Consider the following 19,364-nt stretch of genomic DNA (forward strand, 5'->3'; position numbering starts at 1 on the left):
AAGCGTTAAATAAACTGAAAAAAGGTATAGAATTGAAGAAGAACTACGGTATAAAAGGAGCGGAATGTATGACGGAAGTAAGTGCTTTATGGATGCGCAGGGATTTACGATTAACAGATAACCGGGCAATGCATGAAATGCAGCAATGGGTGGAGGCGGAAGAGGGAAGGCAGTGGTTTTTAGTCTTTCATCTTGACCCGGAGTTTTACAGTTTTTCATGTCCCCACCATGATTATTTTTTTCAAAATCTAGAAAAATTTCGCAAAGAATGCGATGATCAACATATACAATTATATTTCCTGCATGGAACGGCGGAAAAGGCATTCGCCTATTTAAAAGAAAAGGTGCCCGGGCTTACGCATTTATTTTTTAATGAAGACGAAGCACCGCCTGCCGCCTACCGGGACGAGCAGGTGAAGACAGAAATGCAGCGGCGCAGCGTAGAAACCCACGTATATAAAGATGCTCATTTTCATCGTTCCGATGAAGTGAAGAAAAAGGACGGTGGGCTGTATTCCGTCTACACTCCGTATTATCGTGCCTGGCGCCAGCTCGAAAAAGAACAACCGTACAAATGCAGGCTTGATCTTATAAGCAGTCGGCAGGCTCGTCCCTCCCTGCCGCAGAAAGCCGCATACGGAAAATTATCCTCTTATTTAAAGCATTACGGGGAAACGTGGAAGCATACCGGTGAAGAAGACGGCCATAAACGGCTGGAGACATTTGTGGAGGAAATAGCTCCGACATACCACGAAACAAACAATGCACTTTCCCAGGACGGAACGAGCCGGCTGTCCGCATATTTAAAAACCGGCCGGCTTTCTGTGAGAACAATTTATCAGGCCCTTTCAGAACAGCTTGAAGAAGGAAATCCAGGGGCTGAAGCGTTTGTAAGCGAGCTTGCCTGGAGAGATTACTATAATATGATTCACGCCACGCATCCCGAGCTAAAAAATAAAGAGCTGAAGGAAGCTTACCAAAATCTGCCGTGGGAGTATGATGAAAAACGGCTGCAGACCTGGAAAGAGGGGCGTACTGGCTATCCGGTGGTGGACGCCTGCATGCGGCAGTTAAATGAAACCGGCTGGATGCATAATCGGGGCCGGATGATCGCTGCTTCCTTTCTCACTAAGGATTATTTAATTGACTGGAGGGAGGGAGAGAGGTATTTCGCTGAAAGGCTTATTGACTATGACCCTTCCTCCAATGCTGGCGGATGGCAGTGGGCGGCTTCCACCGGCACGGATGCGGTGCCTTATTTCCGCGTCTTTTCTCCAGTGAGGCAGAGTGAGCGCTTTGACCCGCAGGGCGATTATATCCGCGAACATGTGCCGGAACTGCAGGGAGTACCAAAAAAATATATTCATACCCCGTGGAAAATGGATGAACAACAGCAAAAAGAGTATAACTGTATACTCGGTCAAGATTACCCGGAGCCTGAAATAGATCACTCGGTTCAGCGAAAAAAAGCAATTGAGATGTTTAAAGGAGACTAAGCCATGGACATTCGCCGTATGAAAAAATCAGAAATTGATCAAAGTTTAGATCTGGCCCAGTATGCTTTCCAAATTCATTTGACAGAGGAACAGCGCCGGGAAAGGCGCCGCACGATCGTGCCCCAGGACAACTGGGTCGCCGTCGAACGGGGGAAGGTTCTTTCTAAAGTAGCGATATTTCCCACGATTGTTTACCTTGGAGACGTCAAAATGCCGATGGGGGGAATTTCTGGCGTAGCAACGTGGCCGGAAAAGCGACGGGGCAGTTTAGTGCGCTCGCTATTGAAAGAAGCGCTGGTGGATTTAAGAGACCGGGGCGTGCCGATCTCTATGCTTTATCCGTTTTCCACTTCCTTTTACCGAAAATTCGGCTGGGAAGTATTTTGTGATACGAAGCATTGGACAGTAACAAAAAGCGAGCTTCCGGAAACCGGGGAACCTGAAAAAGGGTATATCCGCCGAATTTATCAGCAGGATTGGCAGATACTCGACTATATCTACCAGAAATGGGCAAAGCAGTATGCCGGCATGATTGTACGCTCTGAACAATGGTGGAAAAACCGCACGCTTCAGCGCAAGAAAGGCAACGCTGCTGTTTACACCGATGCGAATGGCTTTGACAGCGGATATGTGCTGTATGAAGTAAAAGAGCAGCAGCTGACTGTGCATGAGTTTGTAGCATGGCATGAAGATGCACGCAGGGAATTGTGGAGGTTTTTGGCCAATCATGATTCTATGATTGAAACTGCCAAAATTTCACCCGTTATTGATGACCCGAGCCGTTATTTACTGCCGGAACCCAAAATCGAAGAAACGAGAAAAAGCTATTTTATGGCCCGCATCGTGGATGTGTACCCATTTTTGCATCAGTATCCGCTGAATCTGCCGGTCGAGGAATCCCTCGTGCTGCATGTGGAAGATACATTTTGTGATTGGAACAATACGAGCTGGCAGCTGTATAAATCAAAAGAAGGGCGGACGGAGATCAAAGAAGTGCTATCGAACCGTACTGGTATCGACCTTTCCATTAACACACTGACCGCTCTCGTTATGGGATACCTCACTGTACGGGAAGCTGAGCGCACGTCTCTTGTAAAAGGCAGCAAGCAGCAGCTGCAGCTGCTTGATCATGCTCTTCCGGGCTTTACTCCGTTTATGTACGACTTCTTTTGAGACGAAAAAACAGGCCTTCTAGTGGTGAAGGCCTGCTTCTTTTTGGTGTATGCTTTTAGAGGTGCTGGTGAGTTCTGTGGAAGAAACAGCAGGCTGCCGGGTAATAATGACAAGCATGTAGGTCATTATGGTAAAAATGATGCTGATTGTCAGTGCATGAATAAGCACAGACGTTAAATGCGGCGCTCCAAAAATCAGGGCAATGCCGGCACCGGCCTGAACGAGTATCAGCACAAAAGCCATTACGCTCATAGCAGCCAGTGACGTATAGGCCCGAAATCGTTTCAGCGTCCAAATCATCAGTACGGCTACGACGACCATAAGAGCGACAGCGGCACCGCGGTGAATCCAGCCGGCTATCTCTGCTCCGCCGGAATGCTTCACATAGGCTCCGGTATAAATGACGGCGTATGAATAAACAATAGTGGCAACCAGGTAATTGCGGTAGCCTTTTGTCACTTTTGGCTGCAGCGACGGCTTGCGGTTATCCTCAAATGCCAGAATGGTGAGCATAATAACCGTTGCAAGTGAAATGGCACTGATGCCGAAATGAAGAGCGAGCACGAGGCTCGAGTTGCCCCAGATAACTGCGCCTGCGCCCATTAACCCCTGAAAAATAATAAACAATACAGCCATGAGCGCCATAAACTTTGTTTCACGCAGATGAGAAAGCTTCACAGATGACCAAATAGCAAGAATAATTACGAACAGCCCCATCAGTCCCGACCAAAGCCGGTGGCTGTATTCAATGATAGTGGCGACGGCGGGGTTGGAAGGTACTACTTCCCCGAAACAAAGCGGCCATGTGGCACCGCAGCCTTCGCCGGACCCTGTATTAGTCACCAGTGCTCCCTGCAGCAATACGATGAGCATGCCGATGGAGGTGATGACGCCGAATGTGCGTAGTCCCCAGTGCAAAATAAGTCACTCCTTCAATATGAATGCAATTAAGAATTTCACGTTGTTGTTACATAATTAATCGTAGATTTCCAGCCTGAAAAAGTCAATTTTTAATCATGATCCCCTGATGAACAAATAATGAATTGTGAAAAATATGTGAAAGCAGAAGCCTCAAAGAAAAAACGTTCACTGGATTGTTAATCCAGGGATCTGCATAAATGGGTGTGATTTAGTATAATATAACCGCTACCACAGAAGAGGAGGAATATACGTGTCTCAATTAAAGGCTGAAGAACAAAAGCGCACCAATCGCACGCATACATGGATCGTGATTCTACTCAGCGTGATTATTAATGGGCTTGTAACGATTTTAATATTTGTAGAAGGCGGCGGCCAGACATTTAATGGTTTCGACCTGACGATTCTGCCGATGATGAATGCTATTTTTAATAGCTTTACCACCGTGTTTTTATTGGGGGCTTTGTACTTTATTTTACGGAAAAATATAAAGATGCACCGCCGGTTTATATACGGGGCGTTTACAACAACGACCCTTTTTCTCGTCACGTATCTGGCATACCACAGCCTTGCCTCGAGCACGTCTTACGGCGGAGAAGGAGTCATTCAGTATATATACTATTTTATCCTGATCTCCCATATTATTTTAGCAGCACTGATTGTACCGCTTTCGATTTATACATTTTTAAAAGGATTTACGTACCAGGTGCAAAAACACCGCAAAATTGCCCGGTGGACGATGCCGCTGTGGCTGTATGTAAGTGTTACTGGCGTAGTGGTTTACTTTATGATTGCCCCGTACTATTAAGAAAAAAGGAAAGCCCCGCGGCTTTCCTTTTTTATACTCTGAAATTTAACTTGATGAGTCCTGCCTCCCGGGCAGAAGTGAAAGCAATAACAGCGAGCGGGCCGACGATAAAGCCTACTACGCCGAGAAGGGTCAGCCCGAGGTAGAGGCTGATTAAAGTAGCAAGCGGAGAAAGGCCGATATGGAGCCCCATTACTTTAGGTTCCACAGTACGGCGAATAATGAGAAGAACGATGCCGAGGGCCAGCAGCTGCGTTCCAAGAACAAGGTCACCGCTGATATACATATAAATAGACCACGGGGCGAGAATGGCGATGGAGCCGATAATTGGAATAAAGTCAACGGCCCATATAATCAGGCTCATCACAATTGCCACTTCAGGGGTGAAAATCATTAATCCGACAAACGTAACTGCCAGTATGATTAAGCTGACTAAAAATTGGGCTTTGAAGAAACCGAGAATTACTTCAGCGAGCCGGCTGGTCATAAACTGAAATTTTTCAGAAGTCTCAGGCTTTAAAAAAGAGTAAAATTTGTCTGTCAGTTTTGGGAGATCGATCATAAATAAATAAAGAGCGATCAAATACACTAAAAACATAATCAAATAGCCGGGAATAGAAGCAATAATTGCCGTGGCCTGGTTCAGCAGATCATCGCTTGCGATATTTTCCTGAAGGCTGGTAAGCATCTCGGCAATCCGGTTGTTGATCTGGTCAATAGTATCCTGCGGAAGATTCCACTGTTCGTAACGATTGTTCAGCCCGGTTTGAATGTTTTCTGCTGTTTCTACGAGATTACTGATATATGTAGGGAGATTTTTGGAAAAAGCTACCACCTGGGTGATCACCTGAGTAATTAACAAATATCCAAGTAAAATTAATAACAGAAGAAAAGCCGAGAAAACGATCATAACCGAAAATGGCCGTTTAATATTAAGAGAACGCATGGTAAGCCTTACAGCGGGAGAAAGGGCCAGGGCTGTTAACCATGCAAGGATAATCGGGCCCGAAACAGGCAGAATAAAGTAAAGAGCGACGAGGGCCAGAACGATGCCGATAAACCGGAAAATATTTTTTTTTGTCAGCAGGGCGGTCACAGGGAAGCTCCTTTCATCAAAGTGAAGCATTATGTACTTTATTTATAATAAAGTATTTAAGCAGATAATAGTAATTAATAAATGGAAGCGGAGTCAGGAGCGGGCAGCCTGCTTTAAATAAAAGGTGCCGTCTGCCTTTGCAACGAGCCGGTTTTCTTCATCATAAACCGCTGCTTCAGCATAGGAGATGCGGCGTCCAACAGTAATAGGCGATGCTTTGCAGGTCAGCTCTTTGCCAGTACCAGCGGCAATAAACTGCACGTGAATATCGATCGTTAAAATATCACCAGGGACAGGAGAAAGCTCCGTGAGCAGCACGCCCATGGAATTATCCATTATCGTCGTCAGAATCCCTCCATGGACGATGCCGTGGGTATTATGCAGACCCGGATGAATGGGAATGGAAGCACAAAGCGTTTCTTCATCCTCCCAGTAAGTAGAAGTGTGCATGAAATGTTCCACTCCACTTCGGGCCTCTGAATTATCCCAGTCGTGCAGCAGTTTGAGATAATGTTTAGTCAGCTCTTTAGCCTTCGGGGAGCCGTCCGCCAGAATGCTTTCGAGCATTTCCTGTTCTGTCAGCTGGGGTGAATGTTTTTCTGTCATGTTTGTCATCCTCTCCGTAGTTACGCTCTCCTTATATTGTAGCAATAAGACAAAAAGCGAACAAATATGGCGATTCGTTCTTCATAGAATGAGGTGATCCGTGATAAGATAAAAGCGGAGGTGAATGTATGGCTGTAATAGAAGCATCGACGTCTATAGATATACTTGAGCAATCAGAACAGTTAGGCCACATGGTGGTGGAATCTGATATATATATTGAATACAGGGAAGCCAAGAAGGCGATGAAAGAAGATCCGGAAGCGCAGGAAAAAATTAATAATTTTTTAAGCTGGAAGGATCAATATGAAGAAGTGCAGCGGTTTGGAGCATATCACCCGGATTACAAAACAACCGCCAAGCAGGTGAGGGTCGTAAAACGGGAAATGGACATGCATGAAACTGTCATCCGGTACCGACAGGCAGAAAAAGCGCTGGATAACTTACTGACAGAAATATCAACGCTGGTAGCTGAATCCGTCTCATCCTCAATCAAAGTGCCGACGGGCAATCCATTTTATGATAACCAATCATGCGGCTGTTCCACTGGTGGAAGCTGTGGATGCTCTTAATAAACATAAAACCTCCTCTTTTAGGGTATACCTCCTTTAAAGAGGAGGTTTTTGCTATGTTTAAAGGAGTCTTCGAAGCTCAGACTGTAGTACCTGCATCCAGAGAGGAAGTTTGGAACTATTTCGGCGATCCAGTGCAGCTTGAAGAAATGACAGAGTTTCCGGAAGTTGAAGTGGAATCTTCAGGGAAAACAGAAGCCGGAGCAGAAATCCGTTTATATTTATATTTTGGTATATGGAAAACTGTCTGGGACTCAGTTATTACTTACGTAGACGCGCCGAATGCGTTTCAGGATGAGGGAAAAAAGCTGCCGTTTCCGTTTATATCCTGGAAGCATACCCATACTTTCCAGGAGCTCGGGCCGTTAACGGGCGTACATGATTACATTGAATTTGAATCGGTAGTGCCGGCCTGGATGGTGAAGTGTTTTTTAAACGGAATGTTTAAAAACCGGAAAGCTTTTGTGGTAAAACAATTCAGCACGGAAAATAAAAGAAGTTCCGCTTTTTAAACGAAAAGCGGAACTTCTTTAATGAGACTGAAACTCCCGGTGGACCATGACCAGAATAGCGCGCCTGGTAATGAGGCCGACGAAAGCTCCTTCATCGTCTTCAATACATACAAACGGATGGTTAATAGAAAGGGTTAAGGCCTTCCCAAAGTTATCATTTACGTTCATCTTCGGCACCTTTTCCGACATCACCGATTCTACGGTATGTTCATGAAGCTTGTCCATTTCGATCCGTTCGGTGCCCAAAATGGTGTCGAGCACCTGAGCTTTACTAATTTGTCCCTGAACACGGTAATGTGTATCTAAAACAGGGACTGCGGTATAGCCGGACTTAATTAATATTAAAAGCGCATGGTCCAGAGGGTTGGCAGCCTGAACATGGGCAACTTTTTCATGGCCGATGATCAGTTCAGCTATTTCCTGGTCCATAATATTTGTGTTTTTCAATTCATGAAGCACTGTCATCACATACTTTCGTTGATTTCTCATGGAGCAGAAGGCCAATAGGTATGAGGCGTGGATATAAAGTCATGTTGAATAATAAAAGGATTTCAAGGTTTCGTCAAGTTCCAAAAAACGTAATTATCGACGATTTGAAGGCTTTTAGGCACACCAAAGACAACTGTTGAACCAAATCGACTCAACAGTTGTCTTTTGGAATAAAATGGATTTAACCCTTGCGCATATTGAAGGCTGCATTCAATTGGCCGCGAAGCATTCTTTCCCGCAGTTCTTTGTTTTTCATTTTCTTCTGTTCCATGCGGCGTATTTCAAACGTCTGCATGCCATCTTCCATTTTTTCTGCGATATCGAGGAGCCGCTCTACATCTAAAAAGGAATACTTTCTAGTCCCGCCGGAGGTACGGTCAGGGTGAATCAGTTTACGTTCTTCATAATAACGAATTTTTCTTTCGGACAGTCCGGTTAATTCGCTCATAACTCCAATCGTAATTACTTTTTTATCCTTATATGACGACATGGTTTACTCCCCTTTTCATCTCTTTTGTAAGCTAATATACCATAATAACTTTTACATGTATGTTTATTTGTTAGATTACCTTACATCGTCCGTGGGCAAAATTGTAAAATTAATGCTTAAGAGCTTGAAAAGGAGGGAAAGAATACATATCTTCCTATGTCTTACCAATCGAAAGTAATTACTATGGATTAAGAGGATACTTCGGACCACGGATTCTTTTTCATAAGAATCAGTCCAGATGGGCTTTAACCACTCATATTACTGATTGTTGACGGATGAAACATATGATAATCTATTAATTGTGAAATTTTTGAACAATTCACTCATATAATTAGAAAAAGCAATATACGCATAAAACTTTAATAAAAAGAACGGAAATAACGACAGGAGTGACAAAGAAATGAAAGTAGCGAAATTTGGCGGGAGTTCTCTTGCGAGTGCGGAGCAGATTAAAAAGGTGGCAGACATTGTAGCGACAGACGAAGACCGCAGAGTGGTAGTCGTTTCTGCCCCGGGTAAAAGAAACAGTGAAGACACAAAAGTGACGGATTTATTAATCACCCTTGCGGAAGCCTGCCTGGAGAATTCCGGGGTGGAGGATGCGAAAAATAAAGTATTGGAACGCTTTCGCAGCATTACATCCGAATTGAATTTATCAGACGACATTATTGCAACCATTGAAAGCGATATTGAAAGCCGGATCCAGTTCACCAAAAATAACGAAGGGCGCTTCATTGATCAGATGAAGGCCGGTGGTGAAGATAATAATGCTAAAGTGGTGGCACAGTATCTTCAGAGCATCGGAACCGTAGCCGAATATGTTAATCCAAATGACGCCGGTCTGTTTGTGAGTGATACTCCGGGCAACGCCCAGGTGTTGAATGAATCGTACGACCACATTTATAAGCTGCGAGAACGCGACGGAGTAGTAGTATTTCCAGGCTTCTTCGGCTATTCAAAAGAAGGAGATCTCGTTACATTCTCCCGGGGCGGCTCTGATATTACAGGCTCTATTCTGGCTGCGGGAGTACAGGCGGACCTTTATGAAAACTTCACAGATGTGGATTCAGTATTTGCGGCCAATCCGACAGTGGTGGACAACCCGTGCGCAATCAAACGAATGACTTACCGTGAAATGCGTGAGCTTTCCTACGCAGGCTTTGCTGTTTTTCATGATGAAGCCCTCATTCCGGCTTTCCGTAAAAAAATTCCGGTATGTGTGAAAAACACGAATAATCCGCAGGGAAGCGGTACAATGATCATTTCTGAACGGGAATATGCCCTGAATCCAATCATCGGGATCGCAGCAGACAAAGGATTTGAAACAATTTACGTACGTAAATACTTAATGAATAGAGAAGTAGGGTTCGGTCGCCGGCTGCTTTCGATTATTGAAGACGAAGGAGTCTCGTATGAGCATATGCCGTCTGGAATTGATGATACCTCTATCATTATTGAAGAAGGGCAGATGTCTAAAGAGAAAGAAGAGCGGATCATTGAGCGTATTATAAATGAGCTCGATGCGGACGATGCCTACATTGAAAAAGGATACGCAATGATTATGCTCGTAGGTGAAGGCATGCATGAAACGGTAGGTGTAGCTGCACGCGCGACTCGCGCATTTTCTGAAAAAGGCATTAATATTGAAATGATCAACCAGGGTTCTTCTGAGGTTTCACTCAGTTTCGGGATTGCTGAAGAGCATGTGGATGAAGCAATCCGAGGTCTGTATGAAGAATTTTTCAGTACGAAGGAAGTACTTCAGTAATAATAAAGAGGGCAGCCGCCGGCGGCTGCCCTCTTTGTATATGAAAACCGATTAATCCTTATGCTTTTCTTTTAGAAGCTGTTTAATATCATACAGTTCGCTCTCCATGTGATCAAGCTGTTTTTTTAGCTTGTCCTCGCTTTCTTCGGCTTCAGCTTTTTCGACGTTACTGACAATAACGCCTACAAACAAGTTGAACACCACGAACGTTCCAACGAGTACGAAAGAGACAAAATAAATCCAGCTCAATGGATTAGTTTCTGCAATTGGGCGCATGACCGCGCTTGCCCATGACTCCAATGTGACCACCTGAAATAACGTCAGCAGGGACTGGAAAATATCACCGAAATAAGCAGGGGCGGTGTCGCGGTAAAGCATCGTACCGATTACAGCATAAACGTAAAAAATAATGCTCATCAAAATCATAATATTTCCTAAAGAGGGAATGGTACGAAGCAGAGCATCTACAAGCCGGCGCAGGGAAGGGACAACCGTGATAGCGCGCAGCACCCGGAGCACCCGCAGCACCCGAAGGACGGTGATGAAAGCGGAGCCGGCAAAAATATGGCCGGCCGCTACAATGAAAAAATCAAACCAGTTCCAGGGAGACCGGAAAAAATTGTAGGAAGGAAAGACACCAAGAAACCGGATGATAACCTCAATGGTAAACAGCCAGAGAAGTACGTAATTTAATACTGAAAACGTATTTTCGTAGCGGTTGTATAATGCTTCGGAAGTTTCAAGACCTACGAGCAGGGCATTGAATAATATAAGTGTCGTTACAATGGCAGTGAAAACCGGCTGATTTAAAATGACAGCTAAACGCTGCCGAAAACGGGTAAAGGTAGATATCTCGCTCATAGGTGGACTCCTTTAAAAAGATGTGAACCGTTTTGATTGTACAAAAAATAGCAGGTAAAGAAAAGAAATAGCTTTAAGAGGAGGAGTTATATGAATCCGGATGTCATTATTGTCGGTGCCGGTCTCGCCGGATGGAGCGCGAACCGGGAACTTGAAAAGCACGGCCTGGGCACTATGGTGGTCGAAAAAAGCAGAGGAGTCGGGGGCAGAATGGCAACAAGAAGATTGAACGACGGGCGTGCGGACCATGGCACCCAGTTCTTCACCGCCAGAAGTCAATCTATGCGTGAAATAGCAAAGGAATGGGAGGGCGCGAAATACATACGCAATTGGAGTAACGGCTTTATTCAGCTGGAAAACCTTGAACAAGAGCAGCATTTTCAAGGAGACGGGCACCCGAGATACGTAGGTAACGCTGGGATGGCTCCGTTGATGAAAAATTTATGGAAAGGGAAAACGATAGAAAAAGAAACAAAAATTAATGCTATCGTGCCCGGGAAAGAAGGTTGGATACTTCGTACAGAAACTAATCATATGGAAACGCGAGCTGTACTTTTAACTCCCCCGGTGCCGCAATCCCTTGATATGCTGCAAAACGTGCCCGGGGAGCGCCTTTGGGAAAAGGATCTTTCCTCAATTCAATACGACCCGTGCCTGGCTGTAATGATTGAATATGAAGGGGAAAGCCCTCTTCAGGTTCCGGGGGGCATCCAGACAAAGGATCCAAGAATTCAGTTTATCGGCTGTAATCAGCAAAAAGGCATTTCCGAAACCTGCGTACTTACGGTGCATGCAGAAGGAGAATGGTCGAGGGAGCACTGGAACGACAGCGGCGAAGCTTTTGCTGAAGAGCTGTGCCGCATCGCCGGGCCGCTGCTGGACCGGGAAAAGGTACTGAAGCTCCACCCAAAGCGCTGGAGGTATGCGAAGCCGGTGCATATGTACCCAAATCATTCACGAAGCTATGATGATCCTTATCCTCTTGCATTTGCCGGGGATGCATTTGGTGAAGGAAAAGTGGAAGGGGCCGTTTTAAGCGGAAAGGATGCAGCGAAAAAAATTGTATCGCTGCTTCAATAAAAAAGCAGGAACCGGGAGCCGGCTCCTGCTTTCTGCTTTTAATCACCGATGGACCCGGATCGCCTGGAAGCCTCTTTCATGGCTTCTAAAAAATGCTTTTGCACTCTGTGTTTTTCCAGGTGGGTAAACGCCGCTTCAGTCACCCCGTTTGGACTCAGTACCTCCTGGTACAGTTCGTGCGGTTTTTTATCGGAATCAAGGTAGCGATAAGCCGCTCCTTCTATCGTATGAGCGATAATATTTTTTGCTTCCTCCGGCGGGAAGCCAGCTTCAGCCGCCATCTGCTCCATAGCTTCAAGGAAATAATAAAAATAGGCAGGTCCGCTGCCGGCAATCGCGGTGAAGCTGTCAATATCCTCTTCAGAAATTGTGTGTACGCTGCCGACTACCTGAAACAACGATTCCGCAAGATCGAGATCTTCGTCAGTAGCATAGGAACCGGCGCATATAGCTGTTGTCGAAGCACCGACGTGCGCAGACGTGTTTGGCATTGAACGCACTACCGGCACCTCTTTGCCAGCGAAAGCTTCCAGATTATTTAAGGAAATGCCGGCCAGAACGCTGATCACTAGCTTATCTTTTGTTAGCTCCTCGGCGAATGACTGAATGACTGCTTCGGCGTCTTTCGGCTTAACGGCCAGAACGACGACGTCTGCCGCCTTTACCGCCTCTTTATTATCAGTTTTTACCTGAATACCGTACTGCTTTTTCAGCCGCTCCTGCTTATCAGCAGAGGTTTTTACCGTCCCAAGCACGTTTGCCGGTTTGACCAGCTCGTGGCGCAGAAGACCGGAAAATATAGCCTCCGCCATCGAGCCGGAGCCGATAAAAGCAATTGTTTTCTGCTGTAGATTAGTTTTTGTCATCATTTAATCTGTCCATCTCCGTGAATTAAATATTTGTAGGAAGTGATCGCTTTTAGTCCCATTGGCCCTCGGGCATGCAGCTTTTGAGTGCTGACGCCGATCTCGGCCCCGAAGCCAAATTCAAACCCATCGGTGAACCGGGTAGAGGCGTTATGATAAAGCGCCGCTGCATCGATCTGTTGGAAAAACATCCGTTTATTTTCCTCGGACTCTGTAAGGATTGCTTCGGAGTGATACGTCGTGAACATATTGATATGCTCGATGGCCTCTTCGGTGCTCTTTACGGTTTTCATCGAGACTATCATATCCAGATATTCAGTGTTCCAATCCTCGTCGGCTGCAGGCTCCACATCGCCGTGCAGCTTTTGCACTGAAGCGTCTCCCCGGATAGTAACCCCGTGGGCGAGCAGCGCATGGACAAGGGCTTCTCCGTGAGCCTCAAGCCATGCCTCATGCACAAGGAGGGTTTCAGCTGCGTTACAGACAGAAGGACGCTGCGTTTTGGCATTAATGGCAATCTGAACTGCTTTATCAGCCACGGCGCTGTCATCAATAAAAATATGGCAGTTGCCGACACCGGTTTCAAGGACAGGCACAGTCGACTGATCCACCACGGTTTTTATTAGATTGGCGCCTCCGCGCGGAATCAAAACGTCCAGGTAATCATTCATTTGAAACATCGTCGCGGCCGCTTCCCTTGACGTGTCGGAGGCGAGCTGAACCGCTTCTTTCGGAAGAGAGGTTTTTGCCAGAGCCTCCCAAATAGCGTCCATGACTGCCTGGTTCGATCGAAAAGCGGAAGAGCTGCCACGTAAAAGAACTCCGTTGCCGGTTTTTAGAGCAAGGGCGGCTGCGTCCGCTGTTACATTCGGCCGGGCTTCGTAGATCATGCCAATGACACCGAGCGGCACCCGGACGCTTTCCAATTTCAGACCGTTCGGCCGGGTCCAGGATTCAATAGTTTCGCCAATAGGGTCTTCAAGAGAAGCAATCTGCCGGCATCCGTCAGCCATCCCTGCAATACGCCCGGAGTCGAGCGTGAGCCGGTCAAGCAGGGCGGAGGACAAGCCGTTTTTTCTTCCTGCTTCGAGATCCTTGGCGTTTGCTTCAAGAATAAAAGTTTCCCGCGTTTCAAGTTCGTCAGCGATAAGTGAAAGCGCCTTGTTTTTTTCTTCGGTGGAAGCAGTAGCGACACGTTTAGCCGCTTTTTTAGCTGCTTCTCCCTGCACCCGCATTTGAGTACTGATTTGTGTTTGTTCCATGTTTATCTCTCCCTTACGGTAGTAATCCAGTTATCCCGGTGAATGACTTCTGATTTCGACGTTGACGTAAAGGATGCAGCCTCGGCCGTGGATTTCCCTTTCACAGCCTGGAGCTCCTCGGCACTCATGTTGACCTGTCCCCGGCCGAGCAGGTTATCTTTCTGGTCATACACATCAACAACGTTGCCGGCTGAAAAGTGGCCCTGCACATCGACGATACCGGCAGGGAGAAGGCTTTTGCCTGAACGCAGCAGCGCTTTTGCCGCTCCGTCATCGACCACTACAGCGCCCGCGGTAACGGAATGGAGACCGATCCATTGTTTTTTATTGTTTAAAACGTCCCCGCCGGGCACGCCTATATAGGTGCCGTCCCCTTTGCCGCTAAGGACGTCTTCAAGTCGGTGTCCGCTGCTGAGCCTGCCGACAAACACCCGGGTGCCCAGGCGGAGAGCGGTGCCGGCTGCTTTTAATTTGGAACGCATACCGCCGGTTCCTACAGAAGAGCTGGTTTCTCCGGCCTGGTCCATCAGGTCATTCGTAATGGCCGGGATGAAATGATATTTTTTGGCCCCCTGGTCTTCGTTTGGATTCTTGTCGTAAATCCCGTTAATGTCTGTTAATATCAGCAGTGTATCTGCATGTACAAGCCCTGCTACAAGCGCGGACAGCATGTCATTATCCCCGAAAGTAAGTTCATCAACAGCAATAGAATCGTTTTCGTTGATAATAGGAAGTACCTGGCGGTGAAGCAGCTCGGTGATCGTGGAGTGGGCGTTTTGGTACTGGCTGTGATTGGCGAAATTCTCCCGGGTTAAAAGCAACTGCCCGCAGGCAATGTTTACTCTGCTAAATTCTTCGTTATATGCCTGCATCAGCTGACTTTGGCCGACAGCGGCCGCAGCCTGTTTGCCGGCAGTGGTAACCGGCCGGGACGGGTAGCCGAGATCGTAAAAGCCGGCAGCGACCGCGCCGGAGCTGATCAACACGACTTCATTTCCCGCCTGGCGGAGCTGGATGATTTCATCTGCGTACTGCTTCAGCTTTTCCCTGCTTAAACTTCCCTGCTGATTTGTTAAAGAACTGCTTCCGATTTTAACAACGACCCGTTCTTTTTTCATTGGAACCACCTGTCTTTATTCGTACTGGGTGCATATAAAAAACTCTTTCGCCTGTAAAAGGACGAAAGAGTTATCCGCGGTACCACCTTTAGTTGAAAAGACTTTGTCTTTTCCGCTCATGCCCATTAACGCAGGGCTGCGTCCTAAAGGAAGCTCACGGACAGGTTCAGGCAAAACAAATTCCGGCATAGCTTTCAGCTCATGGCTATGCTCTCTGTCGGTGCTTTGTCCTACTATTTCCGTTTCACAGCTTTTGCACTATTCAGCTTATTTGTGATTACTATTATGTGAAGAGCCGGGTGGTTTGTCAAGTTTTAATACACCAGAGGGGAGGAAGAATGATTGAAAACAATTATACTAACAGGAGCAAGCAGCGGCATCGGCAGAAAAACAGCAGAAAAGCTCGTGCAAAATGGAGAGAAAGTAATAGGCATAGGAAGAAACACGCAGAAACTGCAAGCCGCAGCAGTAGAGTGGGAGGCTCACCCCGGGGAATTTATCGCCTGGACAATGGATGTAGAAATAATTGAAGATGCAGCAGAAGAAATGAAAAAAATAACCGCTGTTCACGGAAAACCGGACGTCCTTATCAATAATGCCGGCACTGGGAAATTCGGGGAGCTGGAGCAATTGAGTATAAAAGACTGGGAGCAGATGATAAATACAAACGTAAAAGGAAACATTGCTATCACGCAGGCACTGCTTCCTGAATTAAAACAGGCCGGCGGGCATGTCATATTCACAGGTTCAACCGCGGGCATTATCGGCACTCCAAAAGCGACCGTTTATGCGGCCAGCAAGCGTGCAGTAATTGGGTTTGCAGAAGCGCTGCGGCTCGAAACCGCGGAGAGCGGAATACGGGTTTCAGTGTTAAATACCGGACCGGTAAAAACCGATTTCCATGACCGCGCCGATCCAAGCGGGAGATATAAGCGTTCGGTCGAGCAGCTCGCCCTGGCCCCGGAGAAAGTGGCTGGTAGGCTTGTGCAGCTAGTGGAGCAGCCAAAGCGTACAGTTTTTATGCCCCGCTGGATGGGAATGCTCAGTGCGCTTTATCAGCTGTGGCCGTCGGCGGTGGAAAAAGTTGGACGAAAGCAGTTTTACCGCAAATGACTACTGCTTTCGTTCAAAAGCGGCAAACGACTGCCCGCTGATTGATTCAAACACATGGATACCGCTCATGGTCACGGCCATGGTACTCGCTCCCGGAAAAATAGAGTCTCCGCAGAACCATACGTTTTCAAGGGGAGAACGATGGGATAATGGGTAAAAAAACGTATCCCTTCTCGTCTGTGGAAAGCCGCCGACCATGCCGCGGGGACGTTTAATGTATCGCTCCCAGGCATGCGGAGCACCGGGCAGGACCCGCTCCGGCTGGACAGGCAAGCCGGCTTCCTGGATTTTTTCTACAAGCGCCCTGGTGGCTGCTGACTTTTTTTCTTCATATAAAGAAAGATCTTCCCAGAACTCGGGCGGCGTATGAGTGGAAACGGTAAACGTACGCTCACCTTCGGGGGCCCGGGTGCGGTCATCCGGTGCTGATAATGAATAAAACAAATGGCTCGAAATGCCGGGAATGTTCTGGTCCCAAAGCAATTGATGAAACAACGCTGAGGGAGGAGCGGAGGGCTCGCAGACTCCGTACATGGAAAACGTGCTCCAGATCGGCGTTTCGGATTTGGTCTGCCAGCGACGGGTAAACTGGTTTCGCTCTTTAGGGTGAAAAAGCGGGAGCGCGGCCTGGACTGGGATGTTTAACACCAGATGATCGGCAGTGGTTCTTCGTTCCCGATGATCGATAGCTGTCCAGGTGCCGTCGCTGTTTCTTTCCACCGCCTGAATGCGGCGGCGTTTCTGCATCGAGGCGCTGTGGCGTTCGGCTGCTTCTTTTAACTGCTCGGCCATGCGGTACAGCCCGCCATATACATAAGAAGCTCCCTGATGGTATAAATCGAGGGCGTACAATCCAAGCAAGGCAGGAGCGTGGCGGCTGCTTGTCTGCAGGCTGTCCAGAAGCTGCCCGTCAATATACTGGTGCACCTCGGTGTCCTGCAGACGGTAATGCCGCAGCACATCTTCAGTAGAGGCGGCAAGCCAGCGGACAGCGCCGAGAATGCCGGGTCTGAGTGCCCGGACCGAGCGGATGAAATCTGCGGGCTTCTGCATGGGAAGAACCGGAAGGTGATGGATCAGCTTCCGGAGTTCCTCCCCGACCCGGGAAATATAACGGTATAGCGAGCGGATGCCATCTGCCGAGGAAGGGAACAACCGGCAGAGAGTATCGATATGTTTTTCCCGTGAAGAATACAACGGAAGAGAAAAAGAAGGAGCGTGTACCTGCATAATGGTCTCAAGGCCCACATGTTCTGGGAGCGGCTCCTTCAGGTAGTTGAAGACGCGGTAATGAAGGCCGTCTGGCTGCTGCAGGCCCAGCCCGAGTGTAGCCCCGACTGGAAACAGATGAGGCTTGTGCGTAAACTTTCCGGCACACCCTCCCCATTCGTTGGAAGCTTCAAATAAAGTGACATTATAGTGATGGCAGGCGAGCAGAGCAGATGCCGTAAGTCCGCCGAAGCCTCCGCCAATAATTATTACAGATGGTTGGCTCATGTTACTCCTCCTTGCCAGCATTGCTCTTTTTTCCTCCGGCATGCTAGACTTAACGAAAATCACGCGAAAGGATGTGCTTTCATGCATCAGCCGAGAATCGGGGTAGCCGTTTGGATTAAATCCGTCAAACAGGCGAGGCAGCTGAGAAAGTACGGGTTAGTGCATTACGTTTCCAAACAAATGAAATACGCAGTTTTATATGTGGATCAGGAAAATGCGGAAATGGTCATAAGTCAGCTGGGAAACCTTGGTTTTGTAGAAAGGGTGGAACGGTCGGAAAAACCATTTATTCCGCTAGAATACCATAAAGTTGAAAAAGAAAGCCAACCGCAGGATGACAGTATCGGGATATAAATAAATTGACTTTTATTGTCCCATTGGGAACGCTGTTTTATAATAGGGGAGGCAGAAAGAAGGGACCTCTCTAATGGTAAAATGGAGAAAAAATTTATATATATTAATGGCCGCCCAATTTTTTGTGATGGCAGCCATGACGATGATCGTTCCATTCCTGCCGCTGTATCTGCAGGAACTCGGAGTGACAGATCCTGGGCAGATAAGTATCTGGTCAGGCGTTATTTTTGGCGTTAATTTTTTAACAGCTTTTTTGTTTGCCCCGCTCTGGGGTAAAATTGCTGACAGACAGGGCCGTAAGCTGATGGTGCTCCGTTCGGGATTCGGCATGGCCATAGTAATGGTACTGATGGGATTTGCTACCGGCCCATGGAGTCTTTTTTTTCTGAGAATGCTAAATGGCACGATTAGCGGTTTTATTCCTGCTTCGATTGCGCTTGTGTCTACAAATACGCCTAAAGAATACGCAGGCAGGGCGCTTGGATTGCTGCAGTCAGGCACGGTGGCAGGAACAATTTGTGGGCCGCTGATCGGCGGTCTTCTAGCAGACGCGTTTGGCTTCCGGGCCATATTTAACATTACCGGGCTCGGTATCGCCGTAGCTGCGGTAGCCGTTTTGTTTTTAGTGAAAGAAGACTTCGAGAAGCCGGAAAAGGCGGAGAAAACGAAAACGAGCGATGATTTCAAAAAAATCGCAGGTGTACAGCCGATGATCCCCCTGTACACTGTTATTTTTCTCGTGCAATTTGCGCTGATCGGGGTCAACCCGCTTATTTCCGTGTTTGTCGGGGAGCTGAGCGGCAGAGAGGAAAATGCTTTCTATGCCGGACTGGCCGTAGCTTCCCTGGGGGTGGCGAATATGCTTGCTTCGCCCAAGCTTGGCAAACTCAGTGATACAAGAGGAGCCCAGTATGTGCTGTTCGGTTCGTTAATCGGTGCTGTGCTCCTTTCTATTCCGCAGGCTTTTGTTACCAACCTTTGGCAGCTGATCGTGGCGCGTTTTTTGGTCGGCTTGTGTCTTGGCGGACTGCTGCCGGCAGCTAACACGCTAATCCGGCAGCTGTCCCCGCAGGGAATGGAGAGCCGGGCCTACGGCTTTTCCAACAGCTTCTTGTTTCTTGGAAACATGCTCGGGCCGGCGGCCGGGGGCTTAATCAGCGCCGCTCTCGGCATGCGCGGCCTATTTTTAATTAGCGCTGCCATACTGGGAGCTGCCGCTTTTGTCATGTATGCAAAAGTACTTCCAAAGCTGGCACAGCGCACAGAATCGTAGAGTGAGGCGAAAGGT

Annotated in this window: 20 protein-coding genes, 1 pseudogene and 1 other annotated feature; of the genes and pseudogenes, 11 read left to right on the plus strand and 10 right to left on the minus strand. The window is 47.5% G+C overall.

Features of this window, described 5'->3' with window-relative positions:
* Window positions 1-68 precede the first annotated feature (68 nt).
* Together CHL76_RS02960 and CHL76_RS02965 are read left to right on the plus strand one after the other, a co-directional pair.
* The gene (locus CHL76_RS02960) at window positions 69-1,496 is read left to right on the plus strand and encodes a cryptochrome/photolyase family protein (protein ID WP_158219050.1); all 1,428 of its coding nucleotides are present in this window, start codon (window positions 69-71) and stop codon (window positions 1,494-1,496) included.
* 3 nt (window positions 1,497-1,499) lie between these two features.
* On the plus strand, window positions 1,500-2,669 hold the full coding sequence (locus CHL76_RS02965; RefSeq protein ID WP_079476063.1) for a GNAT family N-acetyltransferase: 1,170 nt from the start codon (window positions 1,500-1,502) through the stop codon (window positions 2,667-2,669).
* Window positions 2,670-2,687: 18 nt separating this feature from the next.
* Here the strand turns inward: CHL76_RS02965 and CHL76_RS02970 are convergent, their stop codons facing one another.
* Entirely contained in the window at window positions 2,688-3,587 is a 900-nt protein-coding gene (locus tag CHL76_RS02970) for a COX15/CtaA family protein (RefSeq protein WP_079476064.1), read from the minus strand.
* A gap of 253 nt (window positions 3,588-3,840) precedes the next feature.
* Here CHL76_RS02970 and CHL76_RS02975 point away from each other — a divergent pair, with 253 nt between their 5' ends.
* Window positions 3,841-4,395, plus strand: coding sequence for a DUF420 domain-containing protein (locus CHL76_RS02975; RefSeq protein WP_079476065.1), 555 nt, complete (start codon window positions 3,841-3,843; stop codon window positions 4,393-4,395).
* 31 nt (window positions 4,396-4,426) lie between these two features.
* Here CHL76_RS02975 and ytvI read toward each other — a convergent pair whose 3' ends face one another.
* Window positions 4,427-5,491: a sporulation integral membrane protein YtvI gene (ytvI, locus tag CHL76_RS02980; protein ID WP_094907844.1), complete on the minus strand. Its 1,065-nt coding sequence runs from the start codon at window positions 5,489-5,491 to the stop codon at window positions 4,427-4,429.
* 93 nt (window positions 5,492-5,584) lie between these two features.
* On the minus strand, window positions 5,585-6,097 hold the full coding sequence (locus CHL76_RS02985) for a PaaI family thioesterase (protein ID WP_158219051.1): 513 nt from the start codon (window positions 6,095-6,097) through the stop codon (window positions 5,585-5,587).
* Between the two features lie 128 nt (window positions 6,098-6,225).
* On the opposite strand from CHL76_RS02985, the gene CHL76_RS02990 reads away from it, so the two are divergent.
* Both CHL76_RS02990 and CHL76_RS02995 read left to right on the plus strand, forming a co-directional pair.
* A complete protein-coding gene (locus CHL76_RS02990; RefSeq protein WP_079476068.1) occupies window positions 6,226-6,666 on the plus strand; it encodes a YlbF/YmcA family competence regulator in 441 nt (146 codons plus the stop codon).
* Between the two features lie 56 nt (window positions 6,667-6,722).
* Entirely contained in the window at window positions 6,723-7,178 is a 456-nt protein-coding gene (locus CHL76_RS02995; RefSeq protein ID WP_079476069.1) for an SRPBCC family protein, read from the plus strand.
* Between the two features lie 18 nt (window positions 7,179-7,196).
* Here the strand turns inward: CHL76_RS02995 and cbpB are convergent, their stop codons facing one another.
* Together cbpB and CHL76_RS03005 are read right to left on the minus strand one after the other, a co-directional pair.
* Window positions 7,197-7,667, minus strand: coding sequence for a cyclic-di-AMP-binding protein CbpB (gene cbpB, locus CHL76_RS03000; RefSeq protein WP_233133203.1), 471 nt, complete (start codon window positions 7,665-7,667; stop codon window positions 7,197-7,199).
* A gap of 181 nt (window positions 7,668-7,848) precedes the next feature.
* Window positions 7,849-8,157, minus strand: a complete 309-nt coding sequence (locus CHL76_RS03005) for a MerR family transcriptional regulator (RefSeq protein WP_079476071.1) — start codon at window positions 8,155-8,157, stop codon at window positions 7,849-7,851.
* 400 nt (window positions 8,158-8,557) lie between these two features.
* Here CHL76_RS03005 and CHL76_RS03010 point away from each other — a divergent pair, with 400 nt between their 5' ends.
* Complete coding sequence (locus CHL76_RS03010) at window positions 8,558-9,925, plus strand: aspartate kinase (protein ID WP_079476072.1); 1,368 nt, start codon at window positions 8,558-8,560, stop codon at window positions 9,923-9,925.
* A 51-nt stretch (window positions 9,926-9,976) separates the two neighbouring features.
* Here the strand turns inward: CHL76_RS03010 and CHL76_RS03015 are convergent, their stop codons facing one another.
* Window positions 9,977-10,786 (minus strand): ion transporter, encoded by an 810-nt coding sequence (locus CHL76_RS03015; RefSeq protein ID WP_079476073.1) that lies wholly within the window; start codon window positions 10,784-10,786, stop codon window positions 9,977-9,979.
* 87 nt (window positions 10,787-10,873) lie between these two features.
* Between CHL76_RS03015 and CHL76_RS17425 the strand changes: the two are divergent.
* Window positions 10,874-11,077: pseudogene (locus CHL76_RS17425) on the plus strand (NAD(P)-binding protein); the annotation flags it as partial.
* Complete coding sequence (locus tag CHL76_RS03020; RefSeq protein ID WP_332908336.1) at window positions 11,069-11,866, plus strand: NAD(P)/FAD-dependent oxidoreductase; 798 nt, start codon at window positions 11,069-11,071, stop codon at window positions 11,864-11,866. The pseudogene CHL76_RS17425 and the gene CHL76_RS03020, both read left to right, overlap by 9 nt.
* A 38-nt stretch (window positions 11,867-11,904) precedes the next feature.
* Here CHL76_RS03020 and proC read toward each other — a convergent pair whose 3' ends face one another.
* The 3 genes from proC to proB are packed head-to-tail and all read right to left on the minus strand — an operon-like array spanning window position 11,905 to window position 15,112.
* Complete coding sequence (gene proC / locus CHL76_RS03025) at window positions 11,905-12,735, minus strand: pyrroline-5-carboxylate reductase (RefSeq protein ID WP_094907846.1); 831 nt, start codon at window positions 12,733-12,735, stop codon at window positions 11,905-11,907.
* A complete protein-coding gene (locus CHL76_RS03030) occupies window positions 12,732-13,994 on the minus strand; it encodes a glutamate-5-semialdehyde dehydrogenase (protein WP_094907847.1) in 1,263 nt (420 codons plus the stop codon). Before CHL76_RS03030 ends, proC begins: the two co-directional genes overlap by 4 nt.
* Before the next feature lie 2 nt (window positions 13,995-13,996).
* Complete coding sequence (gene proB, locus CHL76_RS03035; protein ID WP_094907848.1) at window positions 13,997-15,112, minus strand: glutamate 5-kinase; 1,116 nt, start codon at window positions 15,110-15,112, stop codon at window positions 13,997-13,999.
* A gap of 54 nt (window positions 15,113-15,166) precedes the next feature.
* Window positions 15,167-15,369: a binding site (T-box leader), on the minus strand.
* A gap of 85 nt (window positions 15,370-15,454) precedes the next feature.
* On the opposite strand from proB, the gene CHL76_RS03040 reads away from it, so the two are divergent.
* Window positions 15,455-16,225 (plus strand): SDR family NAD(P)-dependent oxidoreductase, encoded by a 771-nt coding sequence (locus CHL76_RS03040; RefSeq protein ID WP_094907849.1) that lies wholly within the window; start codon window positions 15,455-15,457, stop codon window positions 16,223-16,225.
* Here CHL76_RS03040 and CHL76_RS03045 read toward each other — a convergent pair whose 3' ends face one another.
* A complete protein-coding gene (locus CHL76_RS03045) occupies window positions 16,226-17,722 on the minus strand; it encodes a phytoene desaturase family protein (protein ID WP_158219052.1) in 1,497 nt (498 codons plus the stop codon). It abuts the gene before it with no gap.
* Between the two features lie 81 nt (window positions 17,723-17,803).
* Here CHL76_RS03045 and CHL76_RS03050 point away from each other — a divergent pair, with 81 nt between their 5' ends.
* Window positions 17,804-18,076: a YlbG family protein gene (locus CHL76_RS03050; protein WP_079476080.1), complete on the plus strand. Its 273-nt coding sequence runs from the start codon at window positions 17,804-17,806 to the stop codon at window positions 18,074-18,076.
* Between the two features lie 73 nt (window positions 18,077-18,149).
* On the plus strand, window positions 18,150-19,349 hold the full coding sequence (locus CHL76_RS03055) for an MFS transporter (protein ID WP_094907851.1): 1,200 nt from the start codon (window positions 18,150-18,152) through the stop codon (window positions 19,347-19,349).
* Window positions 19,350-19,364: the final 15 nt, after the last annotated feature.

Source organism: Marinococcus halophilus (assembly GCF_002265875.1).
In the GTDB taxonomy this organism is placed as follows: Bacteria; Bacillota; Bacilli; order Bacillales; family Marinococcaceae; genus Marinococcus; species Marinococcus halophilus.